Origin of the sequence: Catellatospora sp. NPDC049133 (assembly GCF_040648455.1) — a bacterium.
GTDB classification, from domain to species: Bacteria; Actinomycetota; Actinomycetes; order Mycobacteriales; family Micromonosporaceae; genus Catellatospora; species Catellatospora aurea.
The window spans coordinates 486,489-500,545 of the sequence record NZ_JBEZDT010000001.1 but is presented as its reverse complement, the minus strand read 5'-3'; the positions used below and the strand labels follow the sequence as shown (position 1 = coordinate 500,545).

General features: G+C 70.2%; 14 protein-coding genes and 1 tRNA gene. 13 read left to right on the top strand and 2 right to left on the bottom strand.

The window, feature by feature from the left end; all coding sequences use genetic code 11:
* The first annotated feature begins 407 nt into the window (after positions 1–407).
* From AB0B35_RS02285 to AB0B35_RS02260, 6 genes are all read left to right on the top strand, one after another.
* Positions 408–830, top strand: coding sequence for a helix-turn-helix transcriptional regulator (locus tag AB0B35_RS02285; RefSeq protein ID WP_361039638.1), 423 nt, complete (start codon positions 408–410; stop codon positions 828–830).
* A gap of 98 nt (positions 831–928) precedes the next feature.
* Positions 929–1,819, top strand: a complete 891-nt coding sequence (locus tag AB0B35_RS02280) for an LLM class flavin-dependent oxidoreductase (protein ID WP_361039635.1) — start codon at positions 929–931, stop codon at positions 1,817–1,819.
* A 130-nt stretch (positions 1,820–1,949) separates the two neighbouring features.
* On the top strand, positions 1,950–3,407 hold the full coding sequence (pyk, locus tag AB0B35_RS02275; RefSeq protein WP_361039632.1) for a pyruvate kinase: 1,458 nt from the start codon (positions 1,950–1,952) through the stop codon (positions 3,405–3,407).
* 48 nt (positions 3,408–3,455) lie between these two features.
* Positions 3,456–4,334: an acyl-CoA thioesterase II gene (locus tag AB0B35_RS02270; RefSeq protein ID WP_360529375.1), complete on the top strand. Its 879-nt coding sequence runs from the start codon at positions 3,456–3,458 to the stop codon at positions 4,332–4,334.
* A 173-nt stretch (positions 4,335–4,507) separates the two neighbouring features.
* Positions 4,508–4,945 carry an Rrf2 family transcriptional regulator gene (locus AB0B35_RS02265; protein ID WP_361039630.1) on the top strand — a complete coding sequence of 146 codons (438 nt, stop codon included), beginning with the start codon at positions 4,508–4,510 and terminating at the stop codon, positions 4,943–4,945.
* Positions 4,946–5,062: 117 nt separating this feature from the next.
* Complete coding sequence (locus AB0B35_RS02260; protein ID WP_361039627.1) at positions 5,063–5,965, top strand: sulfite exporter TauE/SafE family protein; 903 nt, start codon at positions 5,063–5,065, stop codon at positions 5,963–5,965.
* 131 nt (positions 5,966–6,096) lie between these two features.
* Here AB0B35_RS02260 and AB0B35_RS02255 read toward each other — a convergent pair whose 3' ends face one another.
* Together AB0B35_RS02255 and AB0B35_RS02250 are read right to left on the bottom strand one after the other, a co-directional pair.
* Complete coding sequence (locus tag AB0B35_RS02255) at positions 6,097–6,840, bottom strand: transcriptional regulator (RefSeq protein WP_361039625.1); 744 nt, start codon at positions 6,838–6,840, stop codon at positions 6,097–6,099.
* Positions 6,841–6,889: 49 nt separating this feature from the next.
* A tRNA-Leu gene (locus AB0B35_RS02250) sits at positions 6,890–6,963 on the bottom strand.
* Positions 6,964–7,065: 102 nt separating this feature from the next.
* On the opposite strand from AB0B35_RS02250, the gene AB0B35_RS02245 reads away from it, so the two are divergent.
* The 7 genes from AB0B35_RS02245 to AB0B35_RS02215 all read left to right on the top strand — a co-directional run bounded on the left by AB0B35_RS02245 (position 7,066) and on the right by AB0B35_RS02215 (position 13,998).
* Complete coding sequence (locus tag AB0B35_RS02245; protein ID WP_155374664.1) at positions 7,066–7,677, top strand: response regulator; 612 nt, start codon at positions 7,066–7,068, stop codon at positions 7,675–7,677.
* A gap of 64 nt (positions 7,678–7,741) precedes the next feature.
* The gene (locus tag AB0B35_RS02240; protein WP_361039623.1) at positions 7,742–8,911 is read left to right on the top strand and encodes a hypothetical protein; all 1,170 of its coding nucleotides are present in this window, start codon (positions 7,742–7,744) and stop codon (positions 8,909–8,911) included.
* A 200-nt stretch (positions 8,912–9,111) separates the two neighbouring features.
* Complete coding sequence (locus AB0B35_RS02235; protein WP_360529360.1) at positions 9,112–10,275, top strand: branched-chain amino acid ABC transporter substrate-binding protein; 1,164 nt, start codon at positions 9,112–9,114, stop codon at positions 10,273–10,275.
* 101 nt (positions 10,276–10,376) lie between these two features.
* Entirely contained in the window at positions 10,377–11,327 is a 951-nt protein-coding gene (locus AB0B35_RS02230) for a branched-chain amino acid ABC transporter permease (protein ID WP_361039621.1), read from the top strand.
* Entirely contained in the window at positions 11,324–12,526 is a 1,203-nt protein-coding gene (locus tag AB0B35_RS02225) for a branched-chain amino acid ABC transporter permease (RefSeq protein ID WP_361039618.1), read from the top strand. Before AB0B35_RS02230 ends, AB0B35_RS02225 begins: the two co-directional genes overlap by 4 nt.
* Complete coding sequence (locus AB0B35_RS02220) at positions 12,519–13,298, top strand: ABC transporter ATP-binding protein (RefSeq protein WP_360529351.1); 780 nt, start codon at positions 12,519–12,521, stop codon at positions 13,296–13,298. The genes AB0B35_RS02225 and AB0B35_RS02220 overlap by 8 nt, the downstream gene beginning before the upstream one ends.
* The gene (locus tag AB0B35_RS02215; RefSeq protein ID WP_360529348.1) at positions 13,288–13,998 is read left to right on the top strand and encodes an ABC transporter ATP-binding protein; all 711 of its coding nucleotides are present in this window, start codon (positions 13,288–13,290) and stop codon (positions 13,996–13,998) included. Before AB0B35_RS02220 ends, AB0B35_RS02215 begins: the two co-directional genes overlap by 11 nt.
* Positions 13,999–14,057 lie beyond the last annotated feature (59 nt).

Here is a 14,057-nt window from a genome sequence, read left to right as displayed (position 1 = left end):
GTTATCGTCCCGGCCCGGCCCCCGCGGGGCGGTCCTGCGGCGCGGGGGGGGGGGGGGGGCGCCCGCGCCGTGCGGCGCCCCCCCCCACCGCGAGGGGGAGCAGCGGCGTACCGCTGCGGCGCCGGCCGGCCGATCCCGAGACGATGACGCGGTCCGGGCGCGGACCACGTTGTTTGCGGGCGACGCACCGTCATCTGGATCTGTCGGTCTGGCGCTGGACGTCACGATAACCGTCGTCCATACACGACGCAAGTAACGACGTTTGGAAACGACGTTTACCCCCTAACGGGTGACCGTGGACCGGTCACAACCCTTACTTAACCGAGGCCATCACCGGAAGGCGCGTCACTTGTTAACGACGCGTGGGGGATGGAAACGTTTCGGATGAGCCCGGTAGCCTGTTAGGTATGGGCGACGTATCAGCGGCAGCGGCGGACCGGGCGCAGCCGGACACCGAATGGGGCCGGTATCTACGTCGAATGACCCGCCGGCCCGGCTGGTCGGTGGCGAAACTCGCGCGCGACTCGGGCATCGCCCGTCAGACGATCTTCGACTGGATCCGCGACGGCGGCGACTCGGTGACCGTCGGCTCGGTGCGCCGCGTCGCCGAGGCGCTCGGCGATGACGTCGTCAACGCCCTGACGGCGGCGGCCAACGTGGCACACCACGACGCCGACGAGGAGATGGCCCCGATCCTGCAGTCCGACCTCGACCCGCAGGCCAAGGCCGAACTCGTCGAATACCTCACCGGCCTGCGCGAGGCCCAGCGCCACGCCCGCCGCACCGAGATCACCGCCATGCTCAACCGCCCCAGGCGCGCCGCCGCATAGTCGAGCTCGCCCCACCGCGAGTGCCGACGCGGCTCGCCATGGTGGGGGCGCGCCGCTCGCCGGGCCGGGCGGGAGGCGGCACTGCTAGCCTCGATCCAATGCGAGTCTCGGCGTTGATCCTGCCTGTGTACCCCTGGCGCGAAGGCCGCCACGTCTGGCGGGAGGCCGAGGACCTCGGGTTCCACGCCGCCTACACCTACGACCACCTGTCGTGGCGCACGTTCCGCGACGGTCCCTGGTTCGGCGCGGTGCCGACGCTCACCGCCGCGGCCGGGGTCACCGCACGGCTGCGGCTGGGCACCATGGTCACCTCGCCCAACTTCCGGCACCCGGTCACGCTGGCCAAGGACGTGATGACCCTCGACGACGTCTCGGACGGACGGGTCACGGTCGGCATCGGCGCGGGCGGCATCGGGTTCGACGCCTCGGTGCTCGGCCAGGCGCCCTGGTCCACGGCGGAGCGCACCGAGCGCTTCGAGGAGTTCGTGCCGCTGCTCGACCGGCTGCTCACCGACGGCGACACCACCCACCACGGCAAGCACTACTCGGCGTACGAGGCCCGCATGCTGCCCGGCTGCGTGCAGCGGCCCCGGGCGCCGCTCGCGATCGCCGCCACCGGCCCGCGGGGACTGGCGCTGGCGGCCCGGCACGGGCAGGCCTGGATCACCACCGGCCCGGCCCGCAAGGGCGACGAGACCGACCCTGAGCTGCTGCCGGGCATCATCGCGGGCCAGCTCGACGGGCTGGGCCGAGCGTGCGCCGCCGAGGGCCGGGACCCGGCGGAACTGTCGCATATCCTGCTGACCGGTTTCACCCGTGAGCAGCCGCTGGCGTCGGTGCAGGCGTTCGTCGACTTCGCCGGCCGCTACGCCGAGCTGGGCATCGACGAGATCGTGGTGCACCGGCCCGTCCCGGGCACCTGTTTCGACCCTGGCCAGGGCGTCTACGAGAAACTGCCGGCCGCCGTGGCGGCGGCGTTCGGCCGCTGACCTGCCGCGACGAACGTCCCGTTTCCGCCGACTGAGGGATCGTTCAGTCTCGCGCGTGTATCCGGGATTTGTCGAGACAGTGACGCCCCGTTGCAACCTAGGTCACATCAGAGGACTAGGCTTGCCCGTCGTGACACGCCGCGCAAAGATCGTCTGTACTCTCGGCCCTGCCACCTGGTCCCCCGAGCGCCTCCGCGGGCTCGTCGAGGCCGGGATGGACGTCGCCCGCATGAACTTCAGCCACGGCTCCCACGCCGACCACGAGCAGGCCTACCTGCGGGTCCGTGAGGTGTCGGCCGCCACCGGCAAGGCTGTCGCCACGCTGGCCGACCTGCAGGGTCCGAAGATCAGACTTGGCAAGTTCGCGGACGGCCCCCACGAGTGGCGTACCGGTGACAGTGTTGTCATCACCAGCGACGACATCCTTGGTACGGCCGACCGGGTCTCCTGTACCTATCGGAAGCTGCCGGCCGAGGTCAAGGTCGGCGACCGCCTGCTCATCGACGACGGCAAGGTCGCCGTCGAGGTGACCGGCGTCAACGGACCGGACATCCGCTGCCTCGTCATCGAGGGCGGGCCGGTCTCCAACAACAAGGGCGTCTCGCTGCCGAACGTGGCCGTGTCGGTGCCCGCCATGTCCGAGAAGGACGCCGAGGACCTGCGCTTCGCGCTCGCGCTGGGGGTCGACCTCATCGCGCTGTCGTTCGTGCGCTCGCCCGAGGACATCAAGCTGGTCCACGCGATCATGCACGAGGTGGGCGTCGTCCGCCCGGTCATCGCGAAGATCGAGAAGCCCGAGGCGGTCGACAACCTCGAGGCCATCGTGGACGCGTTCGACGGCCTCATGGTCGCCCGCGGCGACCTCGGCGTCGAGCTCCCCCTCGACCAGGTCCCCCTGGTGCAGAAGCGCGCCGTCCAGCTCGGCCGCGAGTACGCCAAGCCGGTCATCGTGGCCACGCAGATGCTCGACTCCATGATCGAGAACTCGCGGCCCACCCGCGCCGAGGCCTCCGACGTCGCCAACGCCGTGCTCGACGGCGCCGACGCGGTGATGCTCTCGGGCGAGACCAGCGTCGGCAAGTACCCGGTGCTGACCGTCAGCACCATGGCGAAGATCATCACGACGACCGAGGCCGGTCAGATCTCCGTGCCGCGGCTGCAGCACGACCCGCGGACCCGCGGTGGCGCGCTCACCGTCGCGGCCTCCCAGATCGCCCGCGCCGTCGGCGCCAAGGCCCTGGTCGCGTTCACCGTCACCGGCGACACCGTGCACCGGCTCGCCCGGCTGCACTGCGAACTGCCGCTGCTGGCCTTCACCCCCGAACCCGCGGTCCGCGACCAGCTCGCGCTCGCCTGGGGCGTGGAGACCTTCCTGATGCCGTTCGTGCACCACACCGACGACATGTTCCGCCAGGTCGACGAGCGCCTGCTCAGCCTCGGCCGGGCCAACGTCGGCGACTACGTGGTGGTCGTGGCGGGCAGCCCGCCCGGCACCCCCGGCTCCACCAACACCCTGCGCGTGCACCAGCTCGGTTCGCTGGCGATGCCGCAGACCCTGGCCCAGGCCACGCAGCCGACCCAGGGCTAGGGTGGGCGCGACGCCGAGTGGAGTTCGGCCCGCGCGAACGGAAGTGACATGACGGACCCCATCACCGGTCAGGCCGCCGTCGACAGCCTGGTCGAGCTGCTGGACCTGGCCCCGGTCGACGATCTCGTCTTCCGGGGCCAGAATCCGCCGATCGGGCCGCCACGCGTCTACGGTGGCCAGGTCGCCGCGCAGGCCCTGGTCGCCGGCGGCCGCACCGTGGACCCGTCGCGGCACGTGCACTCCCTGCACGGCTACTTCGTCCGCGCCGGCAACATGGCCGAGCCGATCGACTACCACGTCGAGAAGATCCGCGATGGGCGCTCCTTCTCGGTGCGCCGCTCCGTGGCGATGCAGCGCGGCAAGCCCATCTTCCTGATGTCGGCCTCGTTCCAGGTGCGCGAGGAAGGGCTGGACCACCACGACCCCGCCCCGGTCGACGTGCCCGGCCCCGACGAGCTGCCCACCATGGCCGACCGCCTCTCGCCGTACCCGGAACGCCTGGGCATCTGGAAGATCCTGCCCCGGCCCATGGACGTGCGCTACGTCGACGAGCCCGGCTGGGTCCGCCCCGGCAAACGGTCCGCCAACACCCTGCAGCGGGTCTGGATGCGCCTGGACGGCAAGCTCCCCGACGACCCGCTGCTGCACGCCTGCGCCCTCACCTACCTGTCCGACCTGACCCTGCTCGACGCGGTCCTGTCGGTCCACGGCGAGGTCTGGGGCCCCGGCGGCGTCATCGGCGCCAGCCTCGACCACGCCCTCTGGTTCCACCGCCCCTTCCGCGCCGACGAGTGGTTCCTCTACGACTGCGCCAGCCCCTCGGCATCCGGCTCCCGCGGCCTGGCCACGGGCCGCATGTTCACCCGCGACGGCCGCCACATCGCCACCGCCGCCCAGGAAGGCCTCCTCCGCCCCGTCGGCGCCTGACCCCGCGCCCCGCGCTCGAACCGGCGATCTTGCGCGAACTGCGGGTACGACACGCCTGAAACGGGCAAAAACGCAGCAGTTCGCGCAAGATCGTCGTGATCATGGGTGGGGTGGGTCACGGGCGGCGGGGTCGTTCGGGTGGGGGAGTGATCCGTTCGGGCGATAATCGGGTCATGCGACTGTCCGCTCGTGTCGATTACGCGCTCCGTGCGGTGATCGAGCTCGCCTCGGCCGGGGACGGCCCGGTCACCTCGGAGCGCATCGCCCGTGCGCAGGAGATCCCGCCGAAGTTCTGCGAGAGCATCCTGCTGCAGCTGCGGCGGGGCGGCATCGTGTTCGCCCAGCGCGGGCCCGACGGCGGATACTGGCTGGCCCGGCCTGCCGAGCAGATCGCCCTGGTCGAGGTCGTCGAGGTGATCGACGGGCCGCTCGGCTCGCCCCGGGCCACGCAGTCCGACGCCCCGCTGGGTGCGGCGCACGCGCTGCAGCAGGTGTGGACTGCGGTGGAGGAGTCCGAGCGGGCCATCCTGACCCAGGTCACCATCGCGCACGTCATCGCCGGGGTGCTGCCCGAGCCGGTCGCCGCCCACCTGCCGGTCGCCGCCTCCTGACGGATACCTGACAGCGTCGTTTCACCAATACTTAACAACCGGGTCTTGCCTTCCCTACTACTCCTATTAAACTGATCGGAAATACCGAGAAGCTGGGATCAGTAGGAGGCAACGGCCGTGCGGAAACTGCTGGTCATGGCATTGGTGGGGCTCGCCGCCCAGCTCGTCGACGGAGCACTCGGCATGGCGTACGGCGTCACCTCCAGCACCCTGCTCCTCATCGCCGGCATCTCCCCGGCCACCGCCTCCGCCTCCGTGCACCTCGCCGAGGTCGGCACCACCCTCGCCTCCGGCATCTCCCACTGGCGCTTCGGCAACGTCGACTGGCGCGTCGTCCGCAACATCGCCCTGCCCGGCGCCGTCGGCGCCTTCGCCGGAGCGACCGTGCTCAGCAGCATCTCCACCGAATCCGCCATCCCGTGGACCGCCGGCATCCTCTTCGCGCTCGGCGTCTACCTGCTGATCCGCTTCGCCCGCCCGCTGCGGCCCACCCGGCCCCGCGCGCTGCCGCGCCGCTTCCTCGCCCCGCTCGGCCTGTTCGCCGGCTTCATCGACGCCACCGGCGGGGGAGGGTGGGGCCCCGTCGCGACGCCGACCCTGCTCGCCTCGGGCAGCATGGAGCCCCGCAAGGTGATCGGCTCCGTCGGCACGTCCGAGTTCCTCGTCGCCGGCGCCGCCAGCATCGGCTTCCTGCTCGGGCTCGGCTCCGAGGGCTTCGTGCTGCCGACCGTCGCAGCGCTGCTGGTCGGTGGCGTCATCGCCGCGCCGATCGCCGCCTGGCTGGTCCGGCATGTGCCCGCGCAGCTGCTCGGGGCGTTCGTCGGCGGGCTCATCGTGCTCGTCAACACGCGCAGCCTGCTGCGGGTGTTCAAGGTCGAACCCGAGTTCGGGCCGTACGCGTACCCGCTGGTGGTCGTGCTCTGGGCGGTGGCGATCAGCTTCGCGGTGGGCGCCTGGCGGCGCACCCGCGCGGCGCAGGCCACGGCGACCGCCGAGCCGGAGCTCGTGCCCGCCGCCTGACATCGCACGGCCCACAGCCCTCGGTCGTCCTCGATCGAGGGCTGTGGACTGGATTCCTAGGATGGTTTAGAGGGAGTGCCTTCCGTCCCGCACGACCGGCAGCGGATGCCCGACGACGGTCGGGGCAACGGTCAGGACTTCGGGCCGACGTGCTGGTCGAGCAGGGCGACGGCGTCGTGGCGGGCCACCGACAGGGAGTTGCGGCGGTTGAGCCGCCAAGCCACGCCGAGCAGGTCAAGCGCCCAGCCGCACAGGGTGAGGATGTCGGCGGACTCGTTGGCGAACAGGTAACGCGGATACTCGTAGGTCCGGCCGGCCTTGACGATCCGGTTGATCGTCCGGCAACCGTCGGAGTGGAACAGCCCGGCGGCGAACGCCCCCGGCACGGCTGCGACGACTTTCCGCTGCCAGTCCAGCAGTTGGATGTGCCGTTCGTGCTTCTTCCCGGCGCCCGCCTGCGGTAGCAGGCACGGCCAGTGCTTGGCGACGCTCTGCACGGTGGTGCAGCCGATCGTGTGGACCCGGGATACCCGTCGTGCCAGCACCGCGAGCATGGCCTGCTCACAGCGGTCCATGATGGCGGGGTAGGCGTCCGCGCAGGCGATGCGGAGCACGGGAACACGAGCGGTCAGCGCGAGGTGGCCGTCGCCGAGGTACTGCCCCAGCAGGTAGGCGTACGCGGTGGGGTCGTCGGGCAGCCGCGGCGGTTCCTGACAGCGCGGGCACCGTTGCGCGACGTCGTCGGTGGGCATGGGCCTGTTGCACCACTCCCAGACGGTCCGGTAACGCAGTTCCATCCGCCGGGCGACCTCGGCGACGGTGAGGCCGTCACGGTGGAGTTCTCTGGCGGCGTCACGCAGGGATCGGGGGTGCACGCCAGGAGCGTGCCGCAGAGGTGCGACAAGCGCCCTGAACAGGCAAGAGTGCCCCCGGTGGGATTCGAACCCACACTGTCGGAGGTTTGAGCTCCGTTCCTCTGCCGGTTGGGATACGGGGACCGTGGACTGCGGCAGGCATTAGCGTACCTACTAGGCTGATGCCTGCGGCACCCGGATACGGGGTGTCAATGGTTCGCTCGTGGTGTGGGGGTTGTGGTTCCGGTGACCGAGAAGCAGGCTGGTGTCGCGCGTAAGCGTGTGCTGATCGCGGAGGATGAGGCGCTGATCAGGCTGGACCTGGCCGAGATGCTCGGCGAGGAGGGCTACGACGTGGTCGGCGAGGCCGGTGACGGCGAGACCGCGGTGAAGCTGGCCGAGGAGCTGCACCCCGACCTCTGCATCCTGGACATCAAGATGCCGATCATGGACGGCCTGGCCGCCGCGGAGCGGATCGCGGGCGCGCGCATCGCCCCGGTGATCATCCTGACCGCGTTCAGCCAGCGTGACCTGGTCGAGCGGGCCCGCGCCGCGGGCGCGATGGCCTACCTGGTCAAGCCGTTCCAGCAGAGTGACCTGGTGCCGGCGATCGAGATCGCGCTGTCCCGGTTCGCCGAGGTGGCGGCCCTGGAGGCCGAGGTCGCCGGGCTGAACGATCGGCTGGAGACCCGCAAGGCCGTGGAGCGGGCCAAGGGCGCGCTGATGACGCAGTACGGCATGAACGAGCCGCAGGCGTTCAAGTGGATCCAGCGCACCGCGATGGACCACCGCCTGACGATGCGCGAGGTCGCCGAGCGGATCATCGTAGAGGCCGCGGCCGCGGAGTCCGCCGAGTAGCAGCCGGGGCGCACGCCGCGGTCGAGGGCCTGCGCGGTCGCGGCGGCGCGCTTACGATCGGGCGATGCAGTCCGGTCGTGGCATGGTCGCGGTGGCGCTTCTGGTCGCTCTGGTCGGCGGGTGCACGCCCGCCGCGCCGCCCCCGGCGCCCGAGATAGTGCTGCATCCGCAGTGGCGTCAGCTGGCGCTGCCCGCGCCGCCGGGTCCGGCGGGCCGCCTGGTGCTGCGGGACGCGACGGTCTGCGGCGACCGCTGGTATCTGGCGGGCGCGGTCGCCGACTCCGAGGGGATGACTCGGCCGGTGGCGTGGACCAGCACCGATGGCGAGAACTGGCGATCGCTCACGTTCCTCGGGACCACCTATTACGGCAAGCGGGCCGTGATCTACGCGCTGGGCTGCCGTGGCGACCGGATTGCCATGCTGGGTGCGCGCAGCGGGGGAGGGCACGGCAACCCCCGGGTCACCCAGTGGTACGGCGGCCCGGACGGCCGGCTGCACGAGGTGATCGCCGGATTCCAGCTGTACGGCGGCCCGGACGCGGTCAACGTGCCCCGGCTCGCGGGTGGCCCGCAGGGCTGGGCGATCGCGGGGAACCGGCTGGCGGGGGCGGCGGTGTGGCTGTCGCCGGACGCGGCGGAGTTCGGCATCCGGGAGGGCCTGCCGGAGCTGGCGCGCGATGCCCGCGGCGAGACGATGGCATACGACGTGACCGCGGTGCCGGACGGCTGGCTGATGGTGGGGGCGCTGAGCCCCGCGGACCGCCTCGACCGCGACGCGCTCGCGTGGACCTCGCCGGACGGCGAGCACTGGACGCGCCTGCCCGCTGCGGTGTCGCCGGATTACGAGCAGTTCGACCGGGTGGTCGTGGTGGCGGGCACGCCGTACGCGGTGGGGTTGCGCGGGGCGCGGTTCGGGGCGTGGCGGCTGGCCGACGGTGCGTGGGTGGATGCCGGGGTGTTCGGTTCGACGAGGCCGGGGCCCGTGGCGTGGGTGGCCGGGCTGGCGGTGACGGACGGGGGCCTGCTGGCGGCCGTCTCGGATGGCGAGATGTACCGGTTGTGGCTCATGTCACCCGATCAGGGCTGGGTGGCGGTGGCCGCGCCGGGTCCGCTGCCGGCGATCGGGGTGACCGCGGCGGGTGTCGCCGGGTCGGGCCGGCGGGTTCTGGCGATGGGCGACGACGGTTCCGGGGCACACGTGTGGATCATGGACCTCCCGCCGAAGCACGCATGATACTCGCAGGTCACCGGGGGGTACGCCCGAATGGCGCTGCTCACGTAACGGTTGGGTCAACCCTTAGGCGAGGTCTTACCGATCCGGGTGTGAGTGGGATAACGTCCCTGGCCAGATCGTGGTTCACGATCTGTTCCGGTCCTGCTGCCCGCACAGTCGCGGCGACGGGTCCGGATCTCGGATGGAGGAGGGTTCTAGCCTTGAGGCAACGACTCGCGCGGGTGCTCGGAGGCGTCGCCATTCTGGCGCTCGTCGCCGGTGGCGCCGCCGCATGCAAGAAGGAAGAGCCGACGACGCCTGGTGGCTCGACGGTCTCGGGTCTGAAGATCGGTTTCTTCGGCGCCCTCACCGGTGACGCCGCTGGTCTCGTGACCCCGGGCAAGAACGGCGCGGAGCTCGCGATCGCCGAGTACAACGCCGCCAACCCGGGCGCCAACGTCACCCTGGTGCCGTTCGACTCGCAGGGCTCCGGCGACAAGGCCGCCCCGCTGGCGACCGCCGCCGTCGCGGACGAGAAGATCATCGGCGTCGTCGGCCCGGCGTTCTCGGGTGAGTCCGAGGTCGCCAACCCGATCTTCGACAAGGCCGGTCTGCCGATCATCACCCAGTCGGCCACCCGGCCGAGCCTGAGCGGCAAGGGCTGGAAGATCTTCCACCGCGGCGTGGGCAACGACCTGTCGCAGGGCCCGGCCATCGGCCGCTACCTGAAGGACGTCGCCAAGGCGGAGAAGGTCTACCTCGTCGACGACCAGTCCGCGTACGGCACCGGCCTGCGTGACGAGGTCGAGAAGATCCTCGGCGCCGCCGTCGTCGGCAAGAACAAGGTCACCGAGAAGCAGGTCGAGTTCGGCCCGGTCGTGACGGCCGTCAAGAACAGCGGCGCGACCGCGGTGTTCTACGGCGGTTACACCCCGGAGGCGGCCCCGTTCCTGAAGCAGCTGCGTGCCGGTGGCTTCAAGGGCACCTTCATCGGTGGCGACGGCCTCTACGACGCCAACATGCTGAGCGTGACCGGCAAGGCTGACGTCGAGGGCGCGGTCGTGACCTGCCCGTGTGGCCCGGCCACCGCGGCCAAGGGCAACTTCGTTGCCGACTTCAAGGCCAAGTTCGGCACCGACCCGGGCGTGTACGCCGACGTCGCGTACGACCTGACGAAGATCTTCCTCGAGGGCTTCAAGGCCGGCAAGACCACGCGCGCCGACATGCAGGCGTTCCTGGGCACCTACAACGGGGTCGGCACCGCCACCGGTGTGACCTACAAGTGGGAGGCCAACGGCGAGCTGGACCCGACGCAGGTCTCGATCTGGGCGTTCGTCGCCAAGGACGGCGCGTGGGCGAACCCGCAGCAGCTCCCGAAGAGCTGATCATTCCCGATCGGCAAGTGTTTCGCAGTTGATACCCGGTGCGGCCGGAGGTTCCCCCTTCCGGCCGCACCCGGCTTTTCAGAACCCTTTCGGGAGCCCCCGTGAATTTCGATGACCTGATCCAGGGTTTCCCTGATCTGACCACCACCGGATTGGCCCAAGGGTCGATCTACGCGCTGGTGGCGCTCGGATACACCCTGGTCTACGGCGTCCTGCGCCTGATCAACTTCGCCCACTCCGAGGTCTTCATGTTCGGCACCTTCGCCGCGCTGTGGACCTGGGGACTGATGGGATACGACAGCAACTCGACCCGCCCGGACCTGGGCACCGCACTGTTGCTGATCCTCGTCTCACTGGTGGTCGCCTCACTGTTCTCCGGCGGTGTGGCGATGGTGGTCGAGGCGGTGGCCTACCGGCCACTGCGTAAGCGCAACGCCCCACCCCTCGTCTTCCTGATCAGCGCCATCGGCGCCTCGTTCGTGCTCGCCGAGCTGATGGGCGCTTTCACCGAGCGCCGCCAGCAGGGCATTCCCGGTCTGCTGCCGGGTGAGCCCCTGTTCTCCGCCGGTGGCTGGACCGTCTACCCGCTGCAGCTGATGACCTTCGTCGTCGCGCTCGCCGTGATGTTCGGCCTCGACTGGTTCGTGTCCAAGACCCGCTTCGGCCGCGGTATCCGCGCGGTCGCGCAGGACGCCGACACCGCCGCCCTGATGGGTGTGAACAAGGGCCGCGTGATCGCGCTCGTGTTCCTGCTCGGCGGCCTGCTGGCCGGCGTCGCCGCGGTGTTCTACAGCATGAAGCAGGGCAACACGCGGTTCAACGTGGGCTTCCTGATCGGTCTGAAGGCGTTCTCCGCCGCGGTGCTCGGCGGTATCGGCAACCTGCGCGGTGCGCTGCTCGGCGGTCTGCTGCTGGGCCTCGTCGAGTCGTACGGCGCGGCGCTGTTCGGCTCGAACTGGACCAACGTCATCGCGTTCGTGGTGCTGCTCGTCCTGCTGATGTTCCGCCCCACCGGTCTGCTGGGAGAATCGCTGGGGAGGGCCCGCGCATGACGACCGAGACTGTCAAGAAGCAGCGCTGGAAGCTGAACCTGCGGGACCGCTTCCAGGATCTGCCCAAGCCGGCACGGATCGCCGCGATGGTGGTCTTCGTCGTGCTGCTGTACCTGCTGCCGACGAAGGCGTTCTACGAGAACCTGGGCTTCCCGATCCCGATCGGCAGCGGCTACCTGCCGTTCTACACCACCGGCTCGGACATGGCGGGTGTGCTGTTCCAGTGCGGGTACTACATCCTGCTGGCGCTGGGCCTGAACGTGGTGCTCGGTTATGCCGGTCTGCTCGACCTGGGCTTCTTCGGCTTCTTCGCCGTCGGCGCCTACACGGTGGCGCTGCTGACGTCGCCGGAGAGCAAGCTGATCACGGAGTACAACTGGCTGGAGAGCCCGTGGCCGTGGCTGGTGACGGTGCCGATCGCGATCGCGCTGGCGATGCTGTCGGGTGTGCTGCTGGGCTGGCCGACGCTGCGGTTGCGCGGTGACTACCTGGCGATCGTGACGCTGGGCTTCGCCGAGATCATCCGGATCGTGGCGAAGAACCAGGACTGGATCCTCAACGGCGACCGGGGCATCCCGAGCGTCGGGCACCCGCCGGGCACCTGGCCCGACGGCGAGGCGATCTTCGACCTGGAGTTCACGCCGTACTACTGGCTCGTGCTGACGGTGATCATCGCGGTCATCTTCCTGATCCGGAACCTGGCCAACAGCCGGGTGGGCCGGGCGTGGGTGGCGATCCGCGAGGACGAGGACGCGGCCGAGCTGATGGGCGTTCCGACGTTCAAGTTCAAGCTGTGGGCGTTCGCGATCGGCGCGGCGATCGGCGGCCTGTCCGGTTCGCTGTGGGCGGGTCAGGCGAACTTCGTCAACTCGAACACGTTCAGCCTGGAGAACTCGATCCTGGTGCTGGCGGCGGTGCTGCTGGGCGGTGCGGGCAGCATCGGCGGCGCGATCCTGGGCGGCTTCATCGTCATCTACCTGCCGGAGTGGCTGCGCTCGGTCGGCGACGTGTTCGGCTGGCCGACGCAGGTCGAGATCGCGGGCATCCACATCGACGTCAGCCCGACGTCGCTGCGGTTCGTGATCTTCGGCGCGCTGCTCATCGTCGTGATGATCTACCGCCCCCAGGGCCTGTGGCCCAACCGCCGCCGCGCGGCGGAGCTCAAGGACCGGCAGAAGGAGGTGGCCCCCGTTGAGTGAGCGTAAAGCTCTGCTGGAGGTCGACAACGTCACGCTGCGCTTCGGTGGCGTGGTGGCGCTGAACCAGGTCGACTTCACCCTCTACGAGGGTGAGATCCTGGGCCTGATCGGCCCGAACGGCGCCGGCAAGACCACCTGCTTCAACGCGATGACGGGCGTCTACCTGCCGACCGAGGGCCAGATCCGGTTCAAGGGCGAGCAGGTCAGCGGCAAGAAGCGCAACAAGATCACGAAGATGGGCATGGCCCGGACGTTCCAGAACATCCGTCTCTTCCCGGAGATGACGGCGCTGGAGAACGTCCTGGTGGGCGCGGACGCGCACAACACCACCAGCGTGCCGACGGCGCTGCTGCGGCTGCCCAAGCACTGGCGCGAGGAGCGCCAGAGCAAGGCGCGGGCGCTGGAGCTGCTCGACTTCGTGGGCATCACGGGTCGCAGCGACGACCTGGCGCGCAACCTGTCGTACGGTGACCAGCGGCGGCTGGAGATCGCCCGGGCGCTGGCCACCAACCCCGCGCTGCTGTGCCTGGACGAGCCGGCTGCCGGCTTCAACCCGGCCGAGAAGGTGGCGCTGCTCGAGCTGATCAAGAAGATCCGCGACTCGGGCGTGACCGTGCTGCTCATCGAGCACGACATGCGGCTGGTCATGGGTGTGACGGACCGGATCGTCGTGCTCGAGTTCGGCAGGAAGATCGCTGAGGGTACTCCCGAGGAAGTGCGGGACAACCCGAAGGTGGTCGCGGCGTACCTGGGAGTTCCCGATGCTGCTTGAGATCGATGACATCACGCTGCACTACGGGCGGATCCAGGCGCTGCACGGCATCAGCCTGCACGTCAACGAGGGCGAGGTCGTCGCGCTGATCGGCGCCAACGGCGCCGGCAAGTCGACGATCATGCGGGCCATCTCCGGCCTGCGCGCGGTCTCGCGGGGCGCGATCCGCTTCAACGGCGAGGACATCAGCAAGGTCCGGGCGGATCTGCGGGTGGCCCGCGGCATCTGCCAGGCGCCGGAGGGCCGAGGCGTGTTCCCGGGTATGACGGTGCAGGAGAACCTGGAGATGGGCGCGTACATCCGGCGCGACCACGCGGAGATCGCGAAGGACATGGAGCGGGTCTTCGGCCTGTTCCCGCGCCTGCTGGAGCGGCGCAAGCAGGCCGGTGGCACGCTGTCCGGCGGCGAGCAGCAGATGCTCGCCGTGGGCCGCGCGCTGATGGCCCGCCCGAAGCTGCTCCTGCTCGACGAGCCCTCGATGGGCCTCGCTCCGATGATCATCCAGCAGATCTTCACGATCATCACGGAGATCAACCAGCAGGGCACCACGGTGCTGCTGGTGGAGCAGAACGCCCAGCAGGCCCTCTCCCGCGCCCACCGGGCGTACGTCCTGGAGACCGGCAACATCGTCAAGGAGGGCACGGGCGCGGACCTGCTCCACGACCCGGCCGTCAAGGCCGCCTACCTCGGCGTCGCCTAACTGCTCAACCCCGGCGGCCCCGGCCCGGACCCCACAGGTCCGCGCCGGGGCCGCCCCTT

Excerpts from the sequence above, each read along its gene's own strand:
- AB0B35_RS02285 (WP_361039638.1), top strand. The coding sequence starts at position 408 with ATGGGCGACGTATCAGCGGCAGCGGCGGACCGGGCGCAGCCGGACACC.
- AB0B35_RS02280 (WP_361039635.1), top strand. The coding sequence starts at position 929 with ATGCGAGTCTCGGCGTTGATCCTGCCTGTGTACCCCTGGCGCGAAGGC.
- AB0B35_RS02270 (WP_360529375.1), top strand. The coding sequence starts at position 3,456 with ATGACGGACCCCATCACCGGTCAGGCCGCCGTCGACAGCCTGGTCGAG.
- AB0B35_RS02265 (WP_361039630.1), top strand. The coding sequence starts at position 4,508 with ATGCGACTGTCCGCTCGTGTCGATTACGCGCTCCGTGCGGTGATCGAG.
- AB0B35_RS02240 (WP_361039623.1), top strand. The coding sequence starts at position 7,742 with ATGCAGTCCGGTCGTGGCATGGTCGCGGTGGCGCTTCTGGTCGCTCTG.
- AB0B35_RS02225 (WP_361039618.1), top strand. The coding sequence starts at position 11,324 with ATGACGACCGAGACTGTCAAGAAGCAGCGCTGGAAGCTGAACCTGCGG.
- AB0B35_RS02215 (WP_360529348.1), top strand. The coding sequence starts at position 13,288 with ATGCTGCTTGAGATCGATGACATCACGCTGCACTACGGGCGGATCCAG.